General features: G+C 74.8%; 17 protein-coding genes. 8 read left to right on the top strand and 9 right to left on the bottom strand.

Features of this window, described 5'->3' with window-relative positions:
- Positions 1–4 precede the first annotated feature (4 nt).
- Both IE219_RS23690 and IE219_RS23695 read right to left on the bottom strand, forming a co-directional pair.
- Positions 5–670, bottom strand: coding sequence for a response regulator transcription factor (locus IE219_RS23690; RefSeq protein ID WP_015037008.1), 666 nt, complete (start codon positions 668–670; stop codon positions 5–7).
- Positions 671–1,010: 340 nt separating this feature from the next.
- A complete protein-coding gene (locus IE219_RS23695) occupies positions 1,011–1,712 on the bottom strand; it encodes a DUF3000 domain-containing protein (protein WP_189980797.1) in 702 nt (233 codons plus the stop codon).
- A gap of 90 nt (positions 1,713–1,802) precedes the next feature.
- On the opposite strand from IE219_RS23695, the gene hemE reads away from it, so the two are divergent.
- Positions 1,803–2,879, top strand: a complete 1,077-nt coding sequence (gene hemE, locus IE219_RS23700) for a uroporphyrinogen decarboxylase (protein WP_373298877.1) — start codon at positions 1,803–1,805, stop codon at positions 2,877–2,879.
- Positions 2,880–2,897: 18 nt separating this feature from the next.
- Here the strand turns inward: hemE and IE219_RS23705 are convergent, their stop codons facing one another.
- Together IE219_RS23705 and IE219_RS23710 are read right to left on the bottom strand one after the other, a co-directional pair.
- On the bottom strand, positions 2,898–4,271 hold the full coding sequence (locus IE219_RS23705; protein WP_189980799.1) for an FAD-dependent oxidoreductase: 1,374 nt from the start codon (positions 4,269–4,271) through the stop codon (positions 2,898–2,900).
- 9 nt (positions 4,272–4,280) lie between these two features.
- Entirely contained in the window at positions 4,281–5,327 is a 1,047-nt protein-coding gene (locus tag IE219_RS23710) for a DUF4349 domain-containing protein (RefSeq protein ID WP_229849969.1), read from the bottom strand.
- 135 nt (positions 5,328–5,462) lie between these two features.
- On the opposite strand from IE219_RS23710, the gene hemG reads away from it, so the two are divergent.
- Both hemG and hemQ read left to right on the top strand, forming a co-directional pair.
- The gene (gene hemG, locus IE219_RS23715) at positions 5,463–6,935 is read left to right on the top strand and encodes a protoporphyrinogen oxidase (RefSeq protein WP_189980801.1); all 1,473 of its coding nucleotides are present in this window, start codon (positions 5,463–5,465) and stop codon (positions 6,933–6,935) included.
- A 17-nt stretch (positions 6,936–6,952) separates the two neighbouring features.
- Complete coding sequence (hemQ, locus tag IE219_RS23720; RefSeq protein WP_189980803.1) at positions 6,953–7,666, top strand: hydrogen peroxide-dependent heme synthase; 714 nt, start codon at positions 6,953–6,955, stop codon at positions 7,664–7,666.
- A gap of 178 nt (positions 7,667–7,844) precedes the next feature.
- Here hemQ and IE219_RS32325 read toward each other — a convergent pair whose 3' ends face one another.
- From IE219_RS32325 to IE219_RS23735, 3 genes are all read right to left on the bottom strand, one after another.
- Positions 7,845–8,843, bottom strand: a complete 999-nt coding sequence (locus IE219_RS32325) for a TIGR04222 domain-containing membrane protein (RefSeq protein WP_189980805.1) — start codon at positions 8,841–8,843, stop codon at positions 7,845–7,847.
- Positions 8,844–8,848: 5 nt separating this feature from the next.
- On the bottom strand, positions 8,849–10,351 hold the full coding sequence (locus IE219_RS23730; RefSeq protein WP_189980807.1) for an MbnB/TglH/ChrH family RiPP precursor modification enzyme: 1,503 nt from the start codon (positions 10,349–10,351) through the stop codon (positions 8,849–8,851).
- Positions 10,352–10,425: 74 nt separating this feature from the next.
- Entirely contained in the window at positions 10,426–11,127 is a 702-nt protein-coding gene (locus IE219_RS23735) for a peptidyl-tRNA hydrolase (RefSeq protein ID WP_229849970.1), read from the bottom strand.
- Between the two features lie 133 nt (positions 11,128–11,260).
- On the opposite strand from IE219_RS23735, the gene IE219_RS23740 reads away from it, so the two are divergent.
- A complete protein-coding gene (locus tag IE219_RS23740; RefSeq protein ID WP_189980811.1) occupies positions 11,261–11,440 on the top strand; it encodes a hypothetical protein in 180 nt (59 codons plus the stop codon).
- Between the two features lie 64 nt (positions 11,441–11,504).
- Complete coding sequence (locus IE219_RS23745) at positions 11,505–12,206, top strand: bleomycin resistance protein (RefSeq protein ID WP_189980813.1); 702 nt, start codon at positions 11,505–11,507, stop codon at positions 12,204–12,206.
- A 7-nt stretch (positions 12,207–12,213) separates the two neighbouring features.
- Here the strand turns inward: IE219_RS23745 and IE219_RS23750 are convergent, their stop codons facing one another.
- Both IE219_RS23750 and IE219_RS23755 read right to left on the bottom strand, forming a co-directional pair.
- Complete coding sequence (locus IE219_RS23750; protein WP_189980815.1) at positions 12,214–13,107, bottom strand: polysaccharide deacetylase family protein; 894 nt, start codon at positions 13,105–13,107, stop codon at positions 12,214–12,216.
- Positions 13,108–13,240: 133 nt separating this feature from the next.
- Positions 13,241–14,266, bottom strand: a complete 1,026-nt coding sequence (locus tag IE219_RS23755; RefSeq protein ID WP_189980817.1) for a helix-turn-helix domain-containing protein — start codon at positions 14,264–14,266, stop codon at positions 13,241–13,243.
- A gap of 171 nt (positions 14,267–14,437) precedes the next feature.
- Here IE219_RS23755 and IE219_RS23760 point away from each other — a divergent pair, with 171 nt between their 5' ends.
- The 3 genes from IE219_RS23760 to IE219_RS23765 form a co-directional block, all read left to right on the top strand.
- Positions 14,438–14,731 carry a hypothetical protein gene (locus IE219_RS23760; RefSeq protein WP_189980819.1) on the top strand — a complete coding sequence of 98 codons (294 nt, stop codon included), beginning with the start codon at positions 14,438–14,440 and terminating at the stop codon, positions 14,729–14,731.
- 358 nt (positions 14,732–15,089) lie between these two features.
- Positions 15,090–15,218: a hypothetical protein gene (locus tag IE219_RS32330; RefSeq protein WP_268256858.1), complete on the top strand. Its 129-nt coding sequence runs from the start codon at positions 15,090–15,092 to the stop codon at positions 15,216–15,218.
- Between the two features lie 32 nt (positions 15,219–15,250).
- The coding region (locus IE219_RS23765) for an NlpC/P60 family protein (protein WP_506004931.1) at positions 15,251–16,039 on the top strand (789 nt) is incomplete at its 3' end.

Consider the following 16,039-nt stretch of genomic DNA (forward strand, 5'->3'; position numbering starts at 1 on the left):
GGTCTCAGTGGATGATGCCGGTCCGCAGGGCGACGGCCACCATGCCGGCCCGGTCGCCGGTGCCCAGCTTGCGGGCGATCCGGGCCAGGTGGCTCTTCACGGTGAGCGCCGAGAGCCCCATGGAGACGCCGATGGCCTTGTTGGACTGGCCTTCCGCGACCAGCCGCAGGACCTCGACCTCGCGGCCGGAGAGCTCGCGGTAGCCGCCCGGGTGGCTCGGGGCGCCCGGGGGGCGGCGGTGGCCGAGCCGGGCGGCCGCGGCGCCGATGGGGGCGGCGCCGGGACGCGTCGGATGGCCGATATTGGTCCGCGTGCCGGTGACGACGTAGCCCTTCACGCCGCCGGCGAGCGCGTTGCGCACCGCGCCGATGTCGTCGGCGGCCGAGAGGGCGAGGCCGTTGGGCCAGCCCGCGGCGCGGGTCTCGGACAGCAGGGTCAGACCACTGCCGTCGGGGAGGTGGACGTCGGCCACGCAGATGTCGCGCGGGTTGCCGACGCGGGGGCGGGCCTCCGCGATGGACGACGCCTCGATCACGTCCCGTACGCCCAGTGCCCACAGGTGGCGGGTGACGGTGGAGCGGACGCGCGGGTCGGCCACGACGACCATGGCCGTCGGCTTGTTCGGGCGGTAGGCGACCAGGCTGGCGGGCTGCTCGAGCAGAACGGACACTCGGCCTCCTGATGAAGGGGGAAGGAGCGGGACGGGAGCCGACTCGGGGAGAAGCCGGGGGTGAACCCCTGCTGCCGAAGGGGTCACCGAATGTTTCGGCAGCGAGGCCGCCCGCCTTTAGGGAAAGATCACGATTTAGTGAGTAACAATTCGGGCAATTCAGACATGTGATCGATCATCCTACGAGCGGCCCCCGCCTCCTCACCCGCACGGGGGACCCCACTGGATCCCCCGTGCGAACACTTCCGGCCCCCTCGGGCGGCCCCCGGCCCGGGCCGCCGCGAAGGTCCTCGCCCGGACCCGGGCGGGCGGTCGCCCGCACCGCGCCCCGGGCCGCCGCTCAGGCCCCCTGCGGGCCGCGTCGCTGGGGCAGCGAGACGACCCCCGCGCCCGACACCGTCCCCGCCCCCGGGCCTGGCGGGTCCGCCGGGGCCGGCGGCAGCCCCGCGATCTGGCACAGCAGGTCCGACCAGGCCGCCAGGTGCGCCGCCGTGTCCGGCACCCCGCCCAGCCCCTCCCGGGGCGTCCAGGACGCCCGGATCTCGATCTGGGTGGCCGGCCGCCGCTCCGCGAGCCCCCCGAAGTAGTGCGAGCCCGCCATCGTCACCGTCCCGCCCGCCTCCCCGTAGGCCAGTCCGCGCGCCTCCAGCGCCCCGGTCAGCCACGACCAGCACACCTCCGGCAGCAGCGGGTCCGCCGCCATCTCCGGCTCCAGCTCCGCCCGTACCAGCGTGACCAGGCGGAACGTTCCCTTCCATGCCTCGTGGCCCGCCGGGTCGTGCAGCAGCACGAGCCGCCCGTCCGCGAGGTCCTCCTCGCCGTCGACGACCGCCGCCTCCACCGCGTACGCGTACGGCGCGAGCCGCTGCGGCGGACGGGTCGGCTCGACCTCCATCTCGGGCCGCAACCGCGCCGTCCGCAGGGCGTCCACCGCCCGCCGGAACGCCGGCGGCACCGGGGTCCCCGCCGTACTCTCCGCCTTGTCGCCCGTCCCTCGAATGCCGTCGGAATGATCGGAAAAATGTCCCTGAGCCGCAGCCATGCGGGGAAGAGTAGGCGGAACGGAGCCGCCATGCGGGGAGGGACACCCGCCCGGCACGAGCGGCTTCCGGCCACATGCGAAGATTTGGGCGTGAGTGCCATGGACAGCCCGACGGGCCAGCAGACGAAGCAGCAGCCGCGGACGTACGACTCCGCGTTCCTCAAGGCGTGCCGGCGCGAGCCCGTGCCCCACACCCCGGTCTGGTTCATGCGGCAGGCGGGCCGGTCCCTCCCCGAGTACCTGAAGGTCCGCGAGGGCATCCCCATGCTGGAGTCCTGCATGCGGCCCGAGCTGGTCAAGGAGATCACCCTCCAGCCCGTCCGCCGGCACGGGGTCGACGCCGCCATCTACTTCAGCGACATCGTCGTCCCGCTCAAGGCCATCGGCCTCGACCTCGACATCAAGCCCGGCGTCGGCCCCGTCGTCGCGGACCCGATCCGCACCCGCGCCGACCTCGACCGGCTCCGCGACCTCACCCCCGACGACGTCCACTACGTCACCGAGGCCATCGGGATGCTCACCGAGGAGCTCGGCGACACCCCGCTCATCGGCTTCGCCGGCGCGCCCTTCACCCTCGCGAGCTACCTCGTCGAGGGCGGCCCGTCCCGCAACCACGAGCACACCAAGGCGCTCATGTACGGCGACCCGCAGCTCTGGGCCGACCTCCTCGACCGCCTCGCCGGGATCACCTCCGCCTTCCTCAAGGTGCAGATCGAGGCCGGCGCCTCCGCGGTCCAGCTCTTCGACTCCTGGGTCGGCGCCCTCGCCCCCGCCGACTACCGCCGCTCGATCCTCCCGGCCTCCGCCAAGGTCTTCGACGCGGTCGCCGGCTACGGCGTCCCCCGCATCCACTTCGGCGTCGGCACCGGCGAACTCCTCGGCCTCATGGGCGAGGCGGGCGCCGACGTCGTCGGCGTCGACTGGCGCGTCCCGCTCGACGAGGCCGCCCGCCGCGTCGGCCCCGGCAAGGCCCTCCAGGGCAACCTCGACCCCGCCGTCCTCTTCGCCTCCACCGAGGTCGTCGAGGCCAAGGCCGACGAGGTCCTGGCCGCCGCGAAGGGCCTGGAGGGGCACGTCTTCAACCTCGGCCACGGCGTCATGCCGTCCATGGACCCCGACGCCCTCACCCGCCTCGTCGCCCACGTCCACGAGCGCACCGCCGTCTGACCGGCCCCGGGCGGCGGCTCAGCCCGCCGCCCGGACCGCCGCCACCGCCTTCCGGGCCGCGATCAGGACCGGGTCCCACACCGGCGAGAACGGCGGCGCGTACCCCAGGTCCAGGCCCGTCATCCCCTCCACCGTCATCCGGGCCGTCAGCGCCACCGCCGCCACATCCACCCGCTTCGCCGCGCCCTCCCGGCCCACGATCTGCACGCCCAGCAGCCGCCCGGTGCGCCGCTCGGCCAGCATCTTCACCGTCATCGCCGCCGCCCCCGGGTAGTAGCCCGCCCGGCTCGTCGACTCCACGGTCACCGCCACGTACTGGAGCCCCGCCTCCCGGGCGTCCTTCTCCCGCAGCCCGGTCCGGGCGATCTCCAGGTCGCAGACCTTCGACACCGCCGTCCCCACCACCCCGGGGAAGGTCGCGTAGTCGCCGCCCACGTTCGACCCGATGACCTGCCCCTGCTTGTTGGCGTGCGTCCCCAGCGGCACGTGCCGCTCCCGGCCCGACACCAGGTCGAGGACCTCCACGCAGTCCCCGCCCGCCCACACGTTCCGCTGCCCCCGCACCCGCATCGACGGGTCGGTCAGCAGCCCGCCGTGCGCGCCCAGCGGCAGCCCCGCCGCCCGCGCCAGCGAGGTCTCCGGCACCACGCCCGTGCCCAGCACCACCACGTCCGCCGGATACTCCGCGTCCTTCGTCGCCACCGCCCGGACCCGGCCGTCGGCCCTGGTGAGGACCTCCGTCACCGGGGACGCGCCGACCGTGCGGATGCCGAGCCCGTCCATCGCCGCGTGCACCAGCCGGCCCATGTCCGGGTCGAGCGTCGCCATCGGCTGCCCGCCCCGGTTCAGCACCGTCACCTCGTAGCCCCGGTTCAGCAGCGCCTCGGCCATCTCGACGCCGATGTACCCGGCGCCGACCACCACCGCCCGCCGCCCCGGCGCCCCGGCCAGCGAGTCCAGCAGCGCCTCCCCGTCCTCCAGGGTCTGCACCCCGTGCACCCCGGCCGCGCCGATCCCCGGCACGTCCGGCCGGCGCGGCCGCGCCCCGGTGGCGATCACCAGCTTGTCGAAACCGGTCCAGGACTCGGTGCCCAGCGCCAGGTCCCTGGCGCGTACCCGCTGCCCCGCCAGGTCGATCTCCGTCACCTCGGTCCGGGTCAGCAGGTCGATGCCGCGCGCCCGGTGCTCCTCGGGGGAGCGGGCGATCAGCTCGTCCCGGCCCGCCACGTCCCCGCCCACCCAGTACGGGATCCCGCACGCCGAGTAGGACGAGAAGCGGCCCCGTTCGAAGGCCGTGATCTCCAGTTCCCCGGGCCCGCGCAGCCGGCGCGCCTGGGACGCGGCGGACATCCCCGCCGCGTCGCCCCCGATGACCACCAGTCGTTCGCTCATGCGCCCACGCTACGGGGCCGGGGCCTCCCCGTCCGGACCGGCGCCCGGCTCCCCGGCGGGCAGCGGCTGCCCCGCCGCGCCCACCGGCGCCGCGGGACCCGGCACGCGCGCGGGCGCGGGGACAGGCGCGGACACGGCCGTACGGGGGCGGCGCCGGGGCCGTACGAACCGCCACCACACCCCGTACGCCGCCAGGGCCACCACCAGCCACGGCGCGAGCGCCGCGAGGACCACCAGGACCCACGCCACCGAGGACACCAGCGCGCCCCAGCCGCCGCCCAGCGCGTCCAGGAAACCGGGCCGGTCCGGCTCCTCCGTCCGCTCGTCCGGGACCGTCACCCGCTCCTTCTCCCGCAGGTTCACCGTGATCGTCGCCAGCGAGGTCCGGTCCTTCAGGGACGCCTGCCGGGCCAGCAGCGCCTCCAGGTCGGCCTGCCGCCGGCTCAGCTCCGACTCCAGCGCGACCACGTCCTCCAGCCGCTCCGCCCGCTCCATCAGCGCCCGCACCCGCGCCACGCTCGCCCGCTGGGTCGCGATCCGGCTCTGCGCGTCCACCACCTGGTCGGTGACGTCCTGCGCGGCCGCCTCCCGGCTCAGCAGCGTGCCCGCCCCGGCCAGCCGGTCGAGCAGGGCGTCGTACCGGTCCTGCGGCACCCGAAGCACCAGGGTCGAGACGGGGGGCCGGCCGTCCGGGCGCGCGGTGTTCTCCGACTCCACCCGGCCGCCCGCCGCCAGCACCTCCCGGCGGACGTCCCCGGCGGTCCGCGCCACCTCCTTCACCTCCAGCGACAGCGAGGCGGTGCGGACCAGCTGCCGCGCCGCCTCGGGCGCCGCCGCGCCGTTCTTCGCGGGGGCGGCGGAGGACCCGGAGGAACCGGCCGCGTCGGAACCGGCCCCGCCGGTCGCCACCGCCGCCTTCCCGCTCGCCCCCCGGTCCCCGTCCGCCCCGCACCCCGCCACCGTCAGCGCCAGCGCGCCCGCGAGGAGCAGCGCCGCCCCCGCCCGGCCCGCTCCCGCCGCTCTTCCGCGCCCGCCCGTACCCGTCGTCGTCCGCACCGTGCCCCCAAGGCCGTAGGAATACTGCCTCTAGGACGTGGCGGGGAGCCGTACCGGTTTGCCTCCGCCGGTAGCGATGCGATCACGGTCCGGCCTCGGAACGGGACCGCGCGGGCGATTTGAGAGAGTGGTCCCATGAACGCGGACACCACGGGAACCCAGCGCGCCCCCCACGCCGTCGTCGTCGGCGGCGGCATCACCGGCCTCGCCGCCGCCCACCGGCTCCTCGCCGCCGGTCTGCGCGTCACCCTCCTGGAGTCCGGGGGGCGGTTCGGCGGAAAGCTGCTCGCCGGGGAGATCGCCGGGGCGCCCGTGGACCTCGGCGCCGAGTCCCTGCTCGCCCGCCGCCCCGAGGCCGTCGCCCTCGCCGAGGCCGCCGGACTCGGCGACCGGCTCCAGGCCCCCGCCACCACCACCGCCTCCGTCTGGTCGCGCGGCGGCCTCGTCCCCATGCCCAAGGGCCACGTCATGGGCGTCCCCGGCGACCCCGCCGCCCTCGCCGGACTCCTCCCCGAGGAGGCGCTGCGCCGCGTCGCCGGGGACCTCGACCTGCCGCCGACCGAGATCGGCGACGACACCGCCATCGGCGCGTACGTCGCCGCGCGCATGGGCCACGAGGTCGTCGACCGGCTCGTCGAGCCCCTCCTCGGCGGCGTCTACGCCGGTGACGCCTACCGCATCTCCATGAAGGCCGCCGTCCCCGCCCTCTTCGAGGCCGCCCGCCGCCACCCCACCCTCACCGCCGCCGTCCACGCCGTGCAGGCCGCCGGGGCGGCCGTCCCCGACGACGCCGCGGGCGCCGCCACCGGCCTCGGCGGCTCCGTCTTCGCCGGTATCTCCGGCGGCGTCGGCACCCTCCCCGGCGCCGTCGCCGACACCGTCCGCGCCGCCGGCGGCACCCTCCTCACCGGCGCCCCGGCCACCGCCCTGCTCCGCGAGGGCGCCGGCTGGCGGGTGGTGACCCCGGAGCGCGTCCTCGACGCCGACGCCGTCGTCCTCGCCGTGCCCGCCCCCGCCGCCGCCGGCCTCCTCGGCGGCCACGCGCCGCGCGCCGCCGCGCTCCTCGACACGATCGAGTACGCCTCCATGGCCCTGGTCACGCTGGCCTTCCGGCGCGCCGGCCTGCCCGCCCTGCCCGGCTCCGGCTTCCTCGTCCCGCCCGTCGACGGCCACACCATCAAGGCGTCCACCTTCTCCAGCCAGAAGTGGCGCTGGGTCGGCGAGGCTGCGCCCGACCTCTTCGTGCTCCGCACCTCCGTCGGCCGGCACGGCGAGGAGGCCCACCTGCACCGCGACGACGAGGACCTGGTCGCCGCCTCCCTCAAGGACCTCGGCGCCGCCACCGGCCTCGCCGCCCGGCCCGTCGCCACCACCGTGACCCGCTGGAACGGCGGCCTGCCGCAGTACCCCGTGGGCCACCTGGACCGGGTCGCCCGCCTCCGCGCGGCCCTCGCCGGGCTGCCCGGCCTGGCCCTCGCGGGCGCCGCGTACGACGGCGTCGGCATCCCCGCCTGCGTCGCCTCCGCCCACCGCGCGGCCGACGCCGTGGCCGGGGAGATCCTCGCCACGTCGAAAAGCACCCACCCCGGTGCGGGGCACTCCTCGTGAAGGGCGAGAATAGGCGTATGAGTGCGCCCGAAAAGATCCCGAACGCCGGTAAGAAGGCGAAGGACCTCAACGAGGTCATCCGCTACACCCTGTGGTCCGTCTTCAAGCTGCGCGACGTTCTGCCCGAGGACCGGGCCGGTTACGCCGACGAGGTCCAGGAGCTGTTCGACCAGCTCGCCGCCAAGGACGTCACCATCCGGGGCACGTACGACCTCTCCGGTCTGCGCGCCGACGCCGACGTCATGATCTGGTGGCACGCCGAGACCAGCGACCAGCTCCAGGAGGCGTACAGCCTCTTCCGCCGCACCCGGCTCGGCCGCGCCCTCGAACCGGTCTGGTCGAACATGGCGCTGCACCGCCCCGCCGAGTTCAACAAGTCGCACATCCCGGCCTTCCTCGCCGACGAGACCCCCCGCGACTACGTCTCGGTCTACCCCTTCGTCCGCTCCTACGACTGGTACCTGCTGCCGGACGAGGACCGCCGCCGGATGCTCGCCGACCACGGCAAGATGGCCCGGGGCTACCCCGACGTCCGCGCCAACACGGTCGCCTCCTTCTCCCTCGGCGACTACGAGTGGATCCTCGCCTTCGAGGCCGACGAGCTGCACCGCATCGTCGACCTCATGCGGCACCTGCGCGCCTCCGAGGCACGCCTGCACGTCCGCGAGGAGATCCCCTTCTACACCGGCCGCCGCAAGGACGTCGCGGACCTGGTGGCGGGCCTGGCCTGACGGCCCCACGACCTGGTGGCGCCCCGGCATCCCGCCGGGGCGTTCGCCCCTCGACCCGGAAGATCAGACGGTGGCCACGCCATGGTCCGCCGCTCCAGCGACACCGGGTCCGGCTCCGGGTGCGGCGCGCTTCCAGCGCGCCGCACCGGCGTCTTTCCGGGGTCGTTCCCCCCGGTCCTCAGCCGCTCGATCCGCAGGACGAGCCGCACGAGGACGACGAGGACGAACCGCACGACGAGGACGACGAACCGCAGGACGACGAGGAACCGCACGAGGACGACGAGCCGCAGGACGAGCCCGGCCCCGTGTCCGCGCCGGGGTCCGAGCCCCAGCCGTCCCCGCCGCCCGACGCGCCGCCCCCGCACCACAGCATCAGGGCCGCCGCCGTACTCGTGTCCGACGACGTGTTGCGGTACGACCCCGATCCCGCCGTCCGGGGGCCCTGGGCCCGCGCCGCGTCCCGCAGGTGCTCCCGCAGCTCCCGGTCCGGCAGCGCCCTGACCCCGTGCAGGGCCACCATGGTGACCGCGTCGCCGCCCGGCCCGTACGTCCTCCGGTACGCGGCCAGCGCCGCCTTCCCGGCCCCGCTGAGCGGCCCGGAGGCCCCCGCCAGACAGATCGCGGCGGTCACGAAGCCGCCGAAGAACAGCGGCAGGACCAGCACGAAGAACGGCACGCCCTCGTGGTCGCCCGAGGCCCACAGCACGACGCTCGCCACCCCCGCCAGCGGCAGCAGCAGGAACGAGGCCACGAGCAGGCAGACGGCCCAGATCCGCACCGGGCGGCGGTGCTCCGGCCGGGTCACCAGGCCGCGCGCGGCGAGCCGGTGGCCGATCTCCTGGACCGCCGGGCGGAGCATCACGCTCAGCCGCACGTGGTGCAGGGCCCCGCTCGGGGCGTCCGCGTGGGCGTCGAGCACCGTCCGCTCCACCGGGTCGTGGGCGATCCGGTGGACGACCGCGACCACGCCGGGCCCGCCGACGGCCAGCCGCCCGTCGGCGTGCATCGCGGCGAGCGCCGCGTCCGCGACCCGGCCGGGACCGCCGCCGAGGAACGCGGCCTCGTACACGTCGAGGACCGGCCCGCCGGGGCCGCCCCGCGCGCGGCGGGAGAGGACGACGAGCCGGGCCAGCGCGGCGAGCCCGGCGGCGTACAGCAGCACGAGGAGCACGGTCATGCCGGTCACCGCCCCAGCGCGTGCCGGGCGGCCCGCAGGACGCGGCCCGCGAGACCGGGCGGACGGACGTCGGCGCGCTCCCGCCACCAGCGGGTCAGCTCCCGCCGCTCCGGGTGCCCGGCCAGGAGCAGCCCCTCGACGAAGTCGAGCGCGTCCCGCCGGTAGCTCCCGGGCATCGGGCGGCTGCGCGCGTACGCGGCGAACGCGGGCCGGAACCCGTCGCCGAGCAGCTCCGGCAGCTCCGGCGCGATCCGCGCCACCACCGAGGCCCGCTTCCCGACCAGCGCCCGGCTCTGCACCCTCAGCCGCCGCACGTCGAAGCCCTCCGGCGCGGGGGTCCCGGCGACCAGCGCGGACAGCAGTGCCGCCTGCGCGAGCCCGACCCGCTGCCGGACCGCCTCCCCGCCGCGCGCCGGTACGGCGGGGGCGGCGGGGGCGGTCGCCGTGGGGCGCGGCTTCGTTCGGACAGCCGTCGCGGCCGTCGCAGCCGTCGCAGCCGTCGTGGCGGGCACGGCGGCCGGGAGCGCGGCCGGGGCCGGGCGGGGGGACGGCATGAGGCCGCCCGAGACGCGGGCGCCCGCGCCGATCAGGAGCGGCTCGCCGCCGGCCAGGGCGCGGCCCGCGCGCAGGGCCGCCGCGCCGACGCCGTGCCGGGCGGCCGCCGGTACGCGCGCCGGGGCGCGCCGGGCCGAGGCCACCGTCGTACGGATCGCGGCCAGCTCGGCGGCGAGTTCGTCCGCAGCCGGGAAGTGGTCGTCCCGCTCCAGCAGCACGCCGGGCGGGGCGACCCGTCCGGCCAGGTCGGCCAGCACGTCCAGGACGGCCTCCGGCACCGGGTGCGCGTGGGTGTCGTGCCAGACCCCGTCCCGCTCGATCCCGCCCGCCACGTGGACGTACGCGATCGCCTCCACCGGCAGCTCGGACAGCGCGCGCGCCGGGTCCTCGCCCCGGTTGACGCGGTTGGTGTGGAGGTTGGCGACGTCGATGAGGAGCCGCACCCCCGTGCGCTCCACCAGCTCCGCCAGGAAGCGGCCCTCCGACATCTCCTCGCCCGGCCAGGAGAACAGCGCGGCGATGTTCTCCAGGGCCAGCGGCACCGGCAGGGACTCCTGCGCGATCCGCACGTTCTCGCAGAGCACGTCCAGCGCTTCCCGGGTGTGCGGGACCGGCAGCAGGTGCCCGGCCTCCAGCGCCGGGGACGCGGTCAGCGGCCCCCCGGCCCGGACGAACGCGATGTGCTCGGTGACCAGCGGCGCCCCCAGCGCCTCCGCCTTCGCGGCCAGCGCGGCGAGCCGCTCCGGGTCCGGCCGGTCCGCGCCGCCGAGTCCCAGCGACACCCCGTGCGGCACCACCGTGACGCCCCGCTCGCGCAGCCGGACCAGCGGGTCGGGCAGGTGGCCGGCGCAGATGTTCTCCGCGACGACCTCCACCCAGTCGATGCCGGGCAGTGCCTCGACCGCGTCCGCGATCTCGGGACGCCAGCCGATGCCGATGCCGAGTTCCGTCATGTCCCCCTCCTTCGTTCCCCCGTCCCCCACGTGATGACCGCCGCGCCCCCGGACGAACCGCGTCCGGGGGAGGTTCAGAGCTTGATTTGAGGTTCCAGCACACCGGGGAAGGCCGACACCACCGTGCAGCTCCCCGGGGCGATCTCCGTGAAGCCCGCGTCGCGGACCACCGGCAGGCCGCTCGCGGCCAGCGCGGGCCAGTCGGCGGGGGCGGCGGCGCGCACCGAGAGCGGAAAACCGGCCGCGCGCCACGCCGTCCGGGCCGGCTCGTCCAGCGCCCACCACAGCAACTGCGCGCCGTGCCCGGCCTGGGCCATCTCCTTGCCCGCCGACATCCCCAGCTCCGGGTTGGTCCACAGGACGGCGCCGCCGCCGTCGGCCGGGCCGGGCGGGGCCGGGTCGTCGAGGTCGGTGCCGGACACCTGGAGGCGCGCCAGGTCCTTGGGCCAGCCGTCCAGCGGTACTGGCGGGAAGACCCGTACCTCCGCCTCCCGGCCGGTCACCGTGATGCCGGGCAGCGCCTCGGCCCGCCGCCACTCCGCCCCGCGCGCCCGCCGCACCACCTTGCGGATCCGGGCGTCCTCCCACGCCGCGACCGACTCGGCCCACTCGCCCCCGTCGAGCGCCCGCTCGTCCGTCAGGAGCCGGAGCACCGCCCGCGCGGCGGTCTCCAGGGCGTCGGTACGGGCCGGCGGCGCGTCGCGCTCGATGCGGACCACGAGGGGCAGGACGTACTGCGGCTTCTCGTCGCGGGGATCGGTGTCGTTGCTGCTCACCCGGCCAGTCTGCCACCGCTGTGGGGGGAGCTTGGATCCCACCTCCTGGGGCCAATATCCGGGATCCAGCATCCAAGATCCCGGATATTGGATCCCGGATCCAAGATCCAGCCCCCGGAGTAGCCTCGGTCCCATGACCGAGGAATCCTGCGCCCCCGCGCGCGAGCCGCTTCCGCCGAAGGCGGCCGAGGGGCCGTACGCGCGCTGTGTGCTCTGCCTGGAGCCGACCGAGTACGCGGAGTCCGTGAAGGGCGTCGTGCTGTGCCCGGTCTGCGAGTGGCAGGAGGCGCAGCGCAACGCCTGCTCGGACTGACCCGTCCGACGGGAGGAAGCCGTTTCCCTTCGCAAGCTAGTCAAGTTTGATTAGAGTGGGGCGCATGGCCGAGCGAACCGTTCCGATCCTCCCGTGTCCGACGCTCCAGCCCGTCCTCGACTTCTACGAGGCCCTCGGGTTCGAGACCACCTTCCGGCAGAAGAGTCCCACCCCGTACGCGGTCGTGGTGCGCGGCGGCATCGAGCTCCAGTTCTTCGGGGTGAAGGGGTACGACCCCGCCGCCTCCCTGAGCACCTGTTACGTCGTCACCGACGACGTCGACGCGCTGCACGCCGCCTTCCGCGCGGGGCTCAAGGCCGCGTACGGGCGGGTCCCGGTCCGGGGGCTGCCGCGCCTCGGGGCGCTCAGGGACACCTCGTACGGCGTGCGGCAGTTCCTCGTGACCGACCCCGGCGGCAACTGCGTCCGGGTCGGGCAGCCGGTGCGGGACGAGCACCACCACACACCGGCCCCGGCGGAGACCTTCGCCCGCGCCCTGCACCACGCCGCGCTCCTCGCGGACTCCAAGGAGGACCCGGCCGGGGCGGCGCGGATCATCGACCGGGCCCTCGGGCTGCCGGACGAACGGCCCGCGCCGGCGCAACTGCTGCGGCTCCTGGTGCTCCGCGCCGACGTCGCCGGGCGGCTCGGCGACGAGGAGGCGGCCCGGACCGCGCTCGCCGGGGCCGCCGCGGTGCCGCTCACGGCGGCGGACCGGGAGGCGGTCCGCGACGAACTCGGACGCCTGGCGGAACTGCGGGACTGACCCCGGATCAGCGCGTTCGCATCAGTTCGGAGACCTTCACGAAGCGGTAGCCGCGGGCGCGGAGTTCGGGGACGACGCGGCGGATCGCCCGCTCGGTGGCGGGGGCGGCGCTGCGGGTGCAGTGCAGGACGACCAGGGAGCCGGGCCGCACGCCGGAGAGGACCTGTTCCGCGACCGCGTCGGGGTCCTTCGCGAAGGCGTCGCCGCCGACGACGTCCCACTGGACGGCGGTGACGCGCGCCGGGGCGAGGGCGCGCCGGGCGGTGTCGTCGTAGCAGCCGCCGGGGAAGCGGAAGTAGGGGACGACGTTGACCGCCCCGGCGTCCCGGAAGGATTCGAAGGCGCGCCGCACGTCGGAGGCCATGTCGGGGACGGCGACGGTCGGCAGGCCGTAGCAGGGCTCGGCGAAGGCGTAGTGGCTGTAGGAGTGGTTGGCGATCTCGAAGCGGGGGTCGGTGCCGATCGACCTGGCCTGGTCGGGGTACTCCTCCGCCCAGCGGCCGGTCATGAAGACGGTGGCGTCGACCTTCAGGCGCCGCAGGGTAGCGATCAGTTCGGGGTTGTCGAAGTGCTCGCCGGCGGCGGCGCGGGGCCCCTGGTCGGCGGTCATGTCGGCGTCGAAGGTGAGCGCGACGACCTTCTCCGCGCTCCGGTCGGTCCGCCGCTCGTAGACGGGCGTGAGGCCCTGGGGCCCGGGCGCCAGGGTGGGGACGGCGGCGGGCGCGTGCTTCGGTCCGGCGGCGGCGGTGGGCCGCGCGCCCGGCTCCGTGCCCGCCGTGCCCGCAGTGGCCGACGCGCCCGCCGTGGCCGTCACCGGGGCGGGCCCGACCGAGGTGGAGGAGGTGGCGGGGCCTCCGCCGCAGCCGACCAGAACGGCACCCAGCAGACCGTAAACCGCCATTTTCCGTGCAGGAATGTTCACGATCGGAAGTTATACGACCAAAGTATCGAACGCTCGTGACGTGGCAGGGGCGAGCCCCGAGACCACGCGGCCGGGCCCGACGCCCCGTGCCCGGTCGCGTGTCCGGCAGCCGTCAGGCGGCGGGGTCGGGAGCCGTGCCGCCCGGAGCGTCCGGGACGGTGAGCCAGCCCCGCCGTGAGGCCAGTGCCCCGGCCTGGAAACGGCTCCGCGCCCCCAGCGTCTCCATGATCCCGGCCACCGTCCGGCGCGTGGTGCGGGTGGAGACGCCGAGCCGCTTCGAGATGACCTCGTCGGTGTGCCCGTGCTCCAGGAGCCGCAATGTCTCGCGCTCCTGCGAAGTCAGCCCCCGCTGGTCGCGCTCCCGCGCCGAGCCGAGCCGGTCGGCCCGGTCCCAGGCGAGGTCGAAGAGGGTGCACAGGGCGGTGAGGGTGCCGTCCCCCGTCAGCAGGACGGCGCTGTGTCCGCTGTTCTCGCCGTGCACGGGCAGGATGGCGATCCGCCGGTCGAGGATGGTCATGCGGACCGGCACGTCGGGGGTGGTGCGGACCTCGCCGCCCCGGGACGCCAGCCAGTGCGCGTACTCCGTCCCGGCCGGGACGTTGCGCAGGGACTCGGGGTAGAGGGTGCGCATCCGGATCCCGCGGTCCAGCGTCTCCGCGTCCAGCGGCTTGGCCGCCGCGATGTTCTGGGCGTCGGGCGCGTCCGGCACGAACGCCATGATCTCGTGCTCGATGTGGCGGCTCAGCTCCGCGAGCCGGTCGCGGATGCGGTCCACGCCGACCAGCGTCTCCACCCCGGCGGAGTCGGCCGGGGGCCGGTGCCCGACCCACTCCGCGATGAGCTGGGCGGCGGCGGCCCGGGACGCCTCCAGTCTCTGCTGCTGAGCGAGGAGTTCCGCCTTCTGCCGGGCGAGCAGCGACTCCATCGCCAGCTCGGGGCTGACCGGGTGGAGCCGGCTCCGTTCGGTGGCGGAGGGGCGGAGGAGAGAGAGCTCGCTGAGCCGGTCGAACGCCTCCCGGACGACCTCCTCGGGCAGGGCCAGGGCGGCCGCCAGTTCCGCGATGCCCCAGTCGGAGTGCTGGAGCAGCGTCCGATAGATGCTTTCTGTTCGTGTGTCGATCCCCAGTGCGTCAAGCAATGTGTACCCCCCATAGATACGTGCACGCATCATCACACGGTGCGGACCCGGTGGGGGACTTCTCCCCCTCTGGAAAAGGGTGTGCTCCGAGCGTGTCCGCTTGCGGCCAAGTCCGCTTTGGGACAATGGAGATGGCGGAAAACGACCGGGGCGAGCCGGGACCATCGGGGGATGTATCTGATCCATGTGCGGCTGTGCCGTCCCGCGGACGGCGAACCGCTCGCGGAGATGCCGGGGAAGATTCTCTCCGAGGCGCTGCCGGGCGAGGGCGTGGAGCACGCCACCGTCCACCGCCTTTCCGGCCGCGAGGTCGTCGTCGGCCTTTTCCTCCGCCTGGACGGCCTCGCGGTCGCCGAGGAGACCGCGCTGGGGGTCTGCTCCCGCGTACTGGACCGGCACGCGGCCGGAGGATTCGCCGTCGTCTCCGCCTCCGCCGTGCCGATCTGGCCTTTTCTGGACCTCTAGGGCGTGTTTCGAAAGTAGCGTCGTCTGCCCGAAGGGCAGGCCTGGCGGCGTCTGGTGCGTGCGATCGCAAGGCGGAGGGTCGCCCCGATACTGGTTGTATCGGGGTGATCCCGACAACGCGGCGAGCGTGCGTGCCAGGCGTCGCCAGGCAGGCGGGACTTTCGAAACACGCCCTAGGAGTCCCGCGCCGCCCGGAGTTCCGCGCGGGTGCCCGCTCCCGGGCGGCGTGAGTGTCATGAAGCGGTCGTGTCCCGATGAGGACAGGGGGAATCGCTTCACCGGGCGCGGAGCCTGTTGCAGGATTCATTCATCCGGATTCCGGTCCGTCGAATTCTCCCTCTCCGCAAAGGAATCGGTCATGAAGCGTGCCCGTGTCGTCGTCGTCCTGCTGCTCGCGTTCGCCTTCGCCGGCACCGGCACCGGTGCGATGGCGGACAGCCCGGCGGCGGACAGCCCGGTGACCAAGGACACGCTCGGCTGGCAGTGAGTGAATTCCCCCTCCCCGGACCGGACTCCCCGATGGAAGACCGCATTCTCGAAAGGCAGAAGATGAGCAGGATGAGAAGCCCCCGCCGTGTCACCGTCGCCCTCTGCGCGGCCACCGCGCTCGGACTCGGCGCCACCGGCGCGGCCTTCGCCCAGACGCCCGGCCCGGCGGCCGGGAGCCAGTCCGGGCGGACCAGCGGGTCCGACAAGGCCGAATACCCGGGTGCGGGGCAGGGCAAGGTCACCCCCGTGCCCGACGAGTTCCGCCGGGGCGCCGGTCAGCGGAGCCTCGCCGCAGCGGCCGGGATCACGCGCAGCGAGGTCATCGCTCGGGCCAAGTCCTGGGTCGGGAAGGGCCTGGACTACAGCTGGACCAACTATTACAAGGGCTACCGGATGGACTGTTCCGGATACGTCTCGATGGCGTGGGGCCTGAGTACTTCGCTGGCCACCCCCGGATTCGTCCCGGGCACGGCCGAATGGATAACGAAGGCCGAACTCAAGGCCGGTGACGCCCTGCTGGACGACGATTCCGGTGCCGACGGCCACATCGTCCTCTTCGAGGAATGGGCCAGCAGCGACAAGTCGTCCTACTGGGGTTATGAGTTCACCCCCAGCGGTGTTCACCACCGCATTCTCCCCTACCCCTACTACAGCGGTAAGGGGCCTTTCGCCCCGGTCCGGCTGAAGAACATCGTCGACGACCCGATCCCCGAGGTGGCGGCCCCGAAGGAGGACACCTCGTCGCGGGTGAACGCGGACTTCAATGGTGATGGCCGGGACGATGTGGCGGCGTTGTACGGGTATGCCGATGGTTCGGTG

It is taken from the genome of Streptomyces termitum (genome assembly GCF_014650175.1).
Lineage (GTDB): Bacteria > Actinomycetota > Actinomycetes > Streptomycetales > Streptomycetaceae > Streptomyces > Streptomyces termitum.